The sequence below is a fragment of the Pseudomonas sp. 65/3-MNA-CIBAN-0223 genome (assembly GCF_040310425.1).
GTDB lineage: Bacteria > Pseudomonadota > Gammaproteobacteria > Pseudomonadales > Pseudomonadaceae > Aquipseudomonas > Aquipseudomonas gregormendelii.
The window spans coordinates 22,072-29,203 of sequence record NZ_JBEOPV010000036.1 but is presented as its reverse complement, the minus strand read 5'-3'; the positions used below and the strand labels follow the sequence as shown (position 1 = coordinate 29,203).

5 protein-coding genes and 1 pseudogene are annotated in these 7,132 nt (G+C 56.9%); all 6 read left to right on the top strand.

The window, feature by feature from the left end; all coding sequences use genetic code 11:
* Positions 1-993 precede the first annotated feature (993 nt).
* The 6 genes and pseudogenes from AAEZ09_RS27125 (at position 994) to cobC (ending at position 7,130) form a co-directional block, all read left to right on the top strand.
* A complete protein-coding gene (locus AAEZ09_RS27125) occupies positions 994-3,036 on the top strand; it encodes a PriCT-2 domain-containing protein (RefSeq protein ID WP_350601457.1) in 2,043 nt (680 codons plus the stop codon).
* 306 nt (positions 3,037-3,342) lie between these two features.
* Positions 3,343-4,530 carry a tyrosine-type recombinase/integrase gene (locus tag AAEZ09_RS27120; RefSeq protein ID WP_350601455.1) on the top strand — a complete coding sequence of 396 codons (1,188 nt, stop codon included), beginning with the start codon at positions 3,343-3,345 and terminating at the stop codon, positions 4,528-4,530.
* A gap of 244 nt (positions 4,531-4,774) precedes the next feature.
* Positions 4,775-4,945, top strand: a pseudogene (locus AAEZ09_RS27115) (cobyric acid synthase); the annotation flags it as partial.
* Between the two features lie 39 nt (positions 4,946-4,984).
* Positions 4,985-5,506, top strand: a complete 522-nt coding sequence (gene cobU, locus AAEZ09_RS27110) for a bifunctional adenosylcobinamide kinase/adenosylcobinamide-phosphate guanylyltransferase (protein ID WP_045060566.1) — start codon at positions 4,985-4,987, stop codon at positions 5,504-5,506.
* A complete protein-coding gene (gene cobT, locus AAEZ09_RS27105) occupies positions 5,503-6,558 on the top strand; it encodes a nicotinate-nucleotide--dimethylbenzimidazole phosphoribosyltransferase (protein ID WP_350601454.1) in 1,056 nt (351 codons plus the stop codon). The genes cobU and cobT overlap by 4 nt, the downstream gene beginning before the upstream one ends.
* Positions 6,555-7,130, top strand: a complete 576-nt coding sequence (cobC, locus tag AAEZ09_RS27100; protein ID WP_045060568.1) for an alpha-ribazole phosphatase family protein — start codon at positions 6,555-6,557, stop codon at positions 7,128-7,130. The genes cobT and cobC overlap by 4 nt, the downstream gene beginning before the upstream one ends.
* Positions 7,131-7,132 lie beyond the last annotated feature (2 nt).

Sequence of the window (7,132 nt, the reverse complement as noted above, 5' to 3'; positions counted from 1 at the left end):
CATCGGGGCTCAACCGTTCTGTTCGTGTGAGGTGCGTATTTCACCAGATCGGGAAGTCTTTTTCAGAGTTTCCCTAGACTAGCTATTAACAGGCGACAAGAAAGGCTTATTTTTTTGTTGCCTGTGTCGCATAACACTCTTGCCCATACGTAATTCCTTGGTTGGCCTAAGTTTGTATCCATCCTAGGCGCGACCTGTAGAGGCAGAGATGAACGACAGGGCCACAGGCACACTACGGAACCATCTGCATCGTGTCCATAGTCCGCCTCTGGCCAATCTCTGCCTCTCAGGTGCGACAGACTCAGGAGCTGCAAAATTGGGAAACTGTTCCATCATGAACTGCGTCACCTGTCAGAGTGCTACTGTGAACACAGTAAGGGTTGAGGGAGCACCGCCCTAGTCATGCCCGGTCACCCAGCGCCCGCCCCTGAGACACTCTGTGGATACAGATCCCCGGCGCCATACCGAGCCCCTCCCGAGCCCCCTCGTTGTTCCCTAGCCCCCGCTGGCGCACATCCTGATCCCCGCCGGACACTCTGCCAGTGTGTGGGGGGAGGGGGGCTGGCGGTTTTTGAGGGGGAGGCAATGGGATGGGAGAACTGAAAACCTGAAAACCTGAAAACCAGAAGTCCTGGGAAATTGCCCTTTGGCCGTGGGAGCTGAGAAACTGGAAATCTGAGGAGCTGCCCTTGGGGGAATCACATTGCTCATTGATTTAGGTTTTCAGCATCGCAGGTCTCCACCTCTCCCGTGCTCGCGATGGGTTGACCTCGTCATGAACGATGTGTAAATTTCACCCACAGTATGTGCATACCGCTCAAGTGGTGATGTCATCAATCGAATAGCCTAACCAGCCGTCCCTATCGCAAGTGCCTTTGGGTCCAGACCTTTCCACTGGACAGATTCAATCCAAACGTGCGCTTGCCTGTAGGACGGCTTTTTTGTGGGCTGTCCCTTTGCAAGCGTGAGCGAACGCACTTGTAGAGTGATGATATGTCTAGCACTAAAGCCATTTGTATCCCTAGCCGCCCAGCGTCCCCTTCCGAGATACCGTTCAGTAGCAATCTAGACGGAGCCCTTTTCTGGTTCAAGTACGGCCTGGCGGTCATTCCCATCCTGCCTGCTTCCAAGCATCCGGCATTGAAATGGGACCCTTGGTTGAACCGACTCTCCCCTGAAACCATCCAGCAGCACTGGACGCAGCATCCTTCCCATGAATTGGCCTGCATTGTGGGCGACTCCTTGTTTGTCTTGGACGCCGACAGCCCCGAGTCTGAGGCGGCTTTGCAGGCTATTGAAGGAAAGTATGGTGCGGCACCGCTGCTGACGATCAGGACCAAGCGTGGATGCCACCATTACTTTCGGTTGGATGAGGGCGTTTCCGTTAAAACCGACTCCCATGCCACCGACGCGTTTCCCGACCGTATCGACGTCAAGACTGGCCGTGGCATGGCTATTTTGCCGCCCAGTACGGATAAGAAAATTCAACATTTGCATGTAAACAGCGTCGGCCAATTGCATGCGGCCAATCAGGATTTCATCGATGCCGTGTTCAAGCACAATGGCCGGCAACCGCCTCGTCCGTCAATTTCCTCAATCGTAGCAACAGTCGTGCCGGAGGTAGGTAGCGTCAAGCTGAAGCAACTCCAAGACTTGCTGGAACACATCAGCCCAGATGTTGGCTATCAGGATTGGGTGCATGTGCTAATGGCTCTCTGCCACGAGACACAAGGTAGTGAAGATGGCCTTGCATTGGCTGACCGCTGGAGTAGCCAAGGAAGTGGTTACAAGGGTGAGAAAGAGATCGAAGCCAAATGGCGTTCGTTTAATCTGGGTCAGTCTAATCCGCTGACTATAGCCACCCTGATCAAGATGGCCGCTGAAGGTGGTGCCAATGTGAAGGCCATCATGAACAAAAATGACGCCGAATTTGAAGTTTGTGAGTATGAGGAGGTCTGTCAGGGCGAGGTGGTTCCTACTGAAGGTGTCGTTAACACCGGCTCTCCACTCACTGCATTTTCACTGCGGGGGCGCTTGCTTGAGCTGGAAAAACAGATGGTGGAGCAGAAGCAGATTCTGGGGAGTATTGTGCTTCAGGGGCAGGCGACGGTCGTTTATGCACGGGCCAACACTGGCAAAACCCTGATCCTCATCCACCTGATCATTGAGTCCATTAAACAAGAGCTCATCAATCCGGCTCAGCTCTATTACATCAACATGGATGACAACAGCAGCGGCTTGGTGGACAAGGTCAGACTGGCCGAAGAGTATGGATTCGACATGCTCGCTGACGGTCATCAAGGATTCGAGGCCAGTGCGTTTCGGAGGGCCATGGAAAGTATGATTGCCGAAAATACGGCGCGCGGTGTCATTGTGGTATTGGACACCCTCAAGAAGTTCGTCAACACCATGGACAAGGGTAAAAGCTCGGAATTCGCAAAAGTCATTCGTCAGTTTTGCCTCAAGGGCGGGACAGTCATCGCCTTGTCGCATGCCAACAAAAATCCGGGTGCTGATGGTCGAAGCATGTATTCGGGAACCTCGGATATCGTTGATGATTTCGATTGTGCCTTCATGCTGAATACGATTTCGCAGCAAGCCGATATGCATCAGAAGGTGGTGGAGTTCAGTAACATCAAGCGTCGAGGCAATGTCTCCCAGACCGCAGCCTACAGCTACACCCTCGACAGTGATATCCCCTACGACGAGCTATTACTGTCAGTTAAAGAGGTCAATCCAGAGCATCTGGTGCCCCTTAAACGCGCTGCTGACATTAAGTCTGATTCCCAGATCATCGAGGTCATTGAAGACTGCATACGCGAAGGGATTAATTCCAAGATGAAGCTGGCGGATGCTGCTGCTGAACGAGCAAGGGACACCAAGCGTTCAGTACTCAAGGTCATTGAAAAATACACTGGCAATGATCCTGCAATTTACCGATGGAGTTTCTCCATTCAAGAGCGTGGAGCCAAGGTGTTCTCATTGCTGGAACTACCTTCAGATTCCTCGGACGGGACCGTTCTTAAAATTCCCTGATCCGTTCTGAGGGGGGGCAGCCGGCAGTTTTTCAGGTTCGCAGTTTCCCAGACCGCGCCTGATTCCAGTTTCCCCCGCGTCCCCCAAAAAACCTGAAGTCTCATTAATCCGCTCCTGGCTACGTGCTGGTGGGCTTCCTATTGCCTTGAAATAAAAAGGAAATTTGAAGAATGGATGCCGTTTTGTTTGCTATTTGCATACCGCGTTGCGATTGCCGAGTACCCGTTTATCCCCTCAACCCCGTGCAGCAGCCAGCTTTTGGTTGTGACCTGTCCATCTTCTGCTTTTTCCATAGGGAGCACTCCCATGCCTAATGCAACTCTAGACGCTCACTTCGTCCGAACTGCCGTCTGTCCTGATGGCAAGAGCAAGGTGGACTATTACGACACAGCCATTACAGGCTTCATTCTTGAGGTTCGTGCTTCTGGAGGAAAGACGTTCCACCTGCGTTACCGTGACCCGCATGGCAAGCAGCGTCAGCACAAGATAGGTGATTCGAAGTCCATCTCTTTTGACAAGGCTCGTCAGGCGGCTCAGGTATTGCGTTCTCGTGTTGTGCTTGGTGAAAGCCCTGCTGAGGAACGGAAAGTAAAGCGAACAGTACCGACGCTGGATGAGTTTTTCCAAGAGCGTTATATGCCATTTATCAAGGGGTACAAGAAAAGCTGGTCTTCGGACGAAAGCTATTACCGTAATCATGTGCAACCCAAGTTTGGTGATTGCCATCTGGATCAAGTAACCCAGCTAGCAGTCATCGAGCATCACCATGCGATGCGTGCCGAAGGTTATGCGGCAGCGACCTGCAACCGTGTGCTTGTTCTCATGCGTTATATGTATAACGTGGCCAGGAAGTGGAAGATACCTGGTACTGAGACCAATCCAACGTTAAGCGCTTCGATGTACGAGCTCAACAATGCTCGTGAGCGGTACCTGACTCCAGAGGAGACACAGCGACTGAGGGCTGCACTGGAACAAAGTGGCAGTAGCCAGTTGAAACACATCGTGCCCTTATTGCTGCTGACAGGGGCGCGTAAACGGGAGCTGCTAGATGCACGCTGGGAGCACTTCGATCTGGAGCGTCGTAGCTGGCGTATCCCGACTACGAAGACAGGTAAACCGAGATATGTGCCTTTATCCGCTGCTGTCTTGGCGATTCTGGAGCAACTGCCTCGCTGGGAAGGATGTCCGCATTTGGTGCCTAATCCAAAGACGATGAAACCCTTCAGATCTGTCTTCGCTAGCTGGGATATTGCACGCAAGCAAGCAGGGCTTTCTGAGTTAAGGATGCACGATCTGCGACACAGCATGGCTAGCAATATGGTGAACTCAGGGCGCTCTATCTATGAGGTATCCAAGGTGCTTGGTCATGCTCAACTGAAGACCAGCCAGCGTTACAGTCATTTGTCACAGGAGGCCTTGCTTGCGGCAGTGGAGGCAGCGGCTGATGCGACAGGCACTATATGGAATCCAGCGGAGTCGGTAAAAACTGCGTAAAATCCGGAGCGCTTGCGCCGGGACATCCCTGCCGAGCACTCGACATAGTGGGTTTTCCCATCAGGTTGGGTGGTCGGTGGGGAAGTTTATGGCGATTGATTTGAGCAAAGAACGTACGTATTTGAATTCACACCAATGGATACTTCCTGTGGTTCGGTGGTGGGTGGGTGAGGGGAAATCCCAAGACCCAAAACTGCCGCAACTCCTTGGAAATACTGGGCCGCTGAAACTGCTTGGCTCGTTTGGTTTGTTCGAGTCGCCGGCGGCCTGCAGTGCACTGCTGCGCTGGGCCGGTTTGCAGGATGTGCAGGAGGTGGACTATCACGGCCTGCGAGAGCGGGATATCGAGCGGTTGGCGGATCTGGTGGAGAAGCACCTGGATACCGGGCTGTTGCGTGAACTGTGTGGTATCTGAGTGCCCTATCGCCCCACCGAAGATTTCAAGGAACCCACCATGTTGCAATTAATCCTCGGCGGCGCCCGCTCCGGCAAAAGCCGCCTGGCCGAACGGCTCGCCACTGACAGTGAGCTGGCTGTCACCTACATTGCCACCAGCCAACCGCTGGACGGCGAAATGAACCAGCGGGTGGCCCACCATCGTGCGCGGCGGCCAGCCGAATGGGCATTGATCGAAGAACCGTTGGAACTGGCCCGCGTACTGCGCGAAAACGCCAGCGCCGATCGCTGCCTGCTGGTGGATTGCCTGACCCTGTGGCTCACCAATCTGCTGATGCTGGACAACGCCGAACGCCTGTCGGTCGAACGCGACGCTTTACTCGACTGCCTGGCGACCTTGCCGGGTGAAATCATTTTCGTCAGCAACGAGACCGGCATGGGCGTCGTACCGCTGGGCGAGTTGACCCGGCGCTACGTCGATGAGGCCGGCTGGCTGCATCAGGCGCTGGCCGAGCGCTGCCAGCGAGTCGTCCTCACCGTGGCCGGCCTGCCCCTGACTCTCAAAGGAACCGCGTTATGACCCAAGCCTGGTGGCTCAACCCGTGCAAACCCATCGACACTCACGCTGTCGAACAGGCTGAGGCCCGCCAACAGCAGCTCACCAAGCCCGCGGGTTCGCTGGGTCGGCTCGAGTCTGTGGCGGTGCAACTGGCCGGGTTGCAGGGTCAACTGAAGCCGACGCTTGATCAGGTGTGGATCGGCATTTTTGCTGGCGACCATGGCGTCGTTGCCGAAGGCGTCTCTGCGTATCCCCAGGAAGTGACCGGGCAGATGCTGCACAACTTCGTCAGCGGCGGCGCGGCAATCAGCGTGCTGGCACGGCAACTGGGCGCGGCCCTGGAAGTGGTCGATCTGGGTACCGTCAACCCGGGCCTCGACCTCAAAGGCGTGCGGCACCTGAACATCGGCCCGGGCACGGCGAATTTCGCCGTGACTGCGGCGATGACTGCAGCGCAGGGTGCGCTGGCTTTGCAGGCGGGTCGCGACAGCGTGCACCGCGCCATAGCTGGCGGCGCCCAGCTGTTTATCGGTGGTGAAATGGGCATTGGCAACACCACCGCCGCCAGCGCCCTGGCCTGTGCATTGCTCGATTGCCCGGTAGTGCAAATGACCGGGCCTGGCACCGGACTGAACGCCGCAGGCGTCAGCCATAAGGCCCAGGTCATCGAGCGCGCGCTGGCACTGCACAGTGCCCAGCGTGGCGATCCGTTGCAGACGCTGTACAACCTCGGCGGTTTCGAGATTGCCGCACTGGTGGGCGCCTATCTCGCCTGTGCCCAGGAAGGGGTAGCGGTGCTGGTGGACGGCTTTATCTGCAGCGTTGCCGCGCTGGTGGCCGTGCGGCTGAATCCGGCGTGCCGTCAATGGCTGTTGTTTGGGCATTGTGGCGCCGAGCCGGGGCATCGGCACGTGCTCGAGACGCTCGACGCCGAACCCTTGCTGGCGCTCGGCCTGCGCCTGGGCGAAGGCAGTGGTGCCGCGCTGGCCGTGCCCTTGCTGCGCCTGGCCTGTGACCTTCACGGGCAGATGGCGACCTTTGCCGAAGCCGCCGTTGCGGACCGCCCGGCATGACCCTGCGCCTGGACTTGTTGCGCCACGGCGAAACCGAACTGGGCGGCGGCCTGCGCGGCAGCATCGATGACGCGCTCACCGACGCCGGTTGGGCACAGATGCGTGCCGCGGTGGCGGATCAGGGGCCTTGGGATCGCCTCGTCAGCTCACCCTTGCAGCGCTGTGCGCGGTTTGCAGAGGAACTCGGCGCGCAACTGGGCGTGCCGGTGCATCAGGACAAGGCTCTGCAGGAGCTGCATTTCGGCGCCTGGGAAGGGCAGAGCGCTGCCGCGCTGATGGAAACCGACGCCGAGGGCCTGGGCTTGTTCTGGGCCGATCCCTATTCGTTCACACCGCCCCAGGGCGAGCCGGTCGAGGATTTCTCCGCGCGGGTGCTGGGCGCCGTCGAGCGCTTGCACGCCACTTATGCGGGGGAGCGGGTCTTGCTCGTCAGTCACGGCGGAGTGATGCGCCTGTTGCTGGCGCGGGCCCGAGGGTTGCCCCGTGAGCAACTGCTGAATGTCGAAGTTGGCCACGGTACGATGTTTGCGTTGGCCGTTGAATCCGCTGGACTGTTGCGGGAAGCGAACTGAGC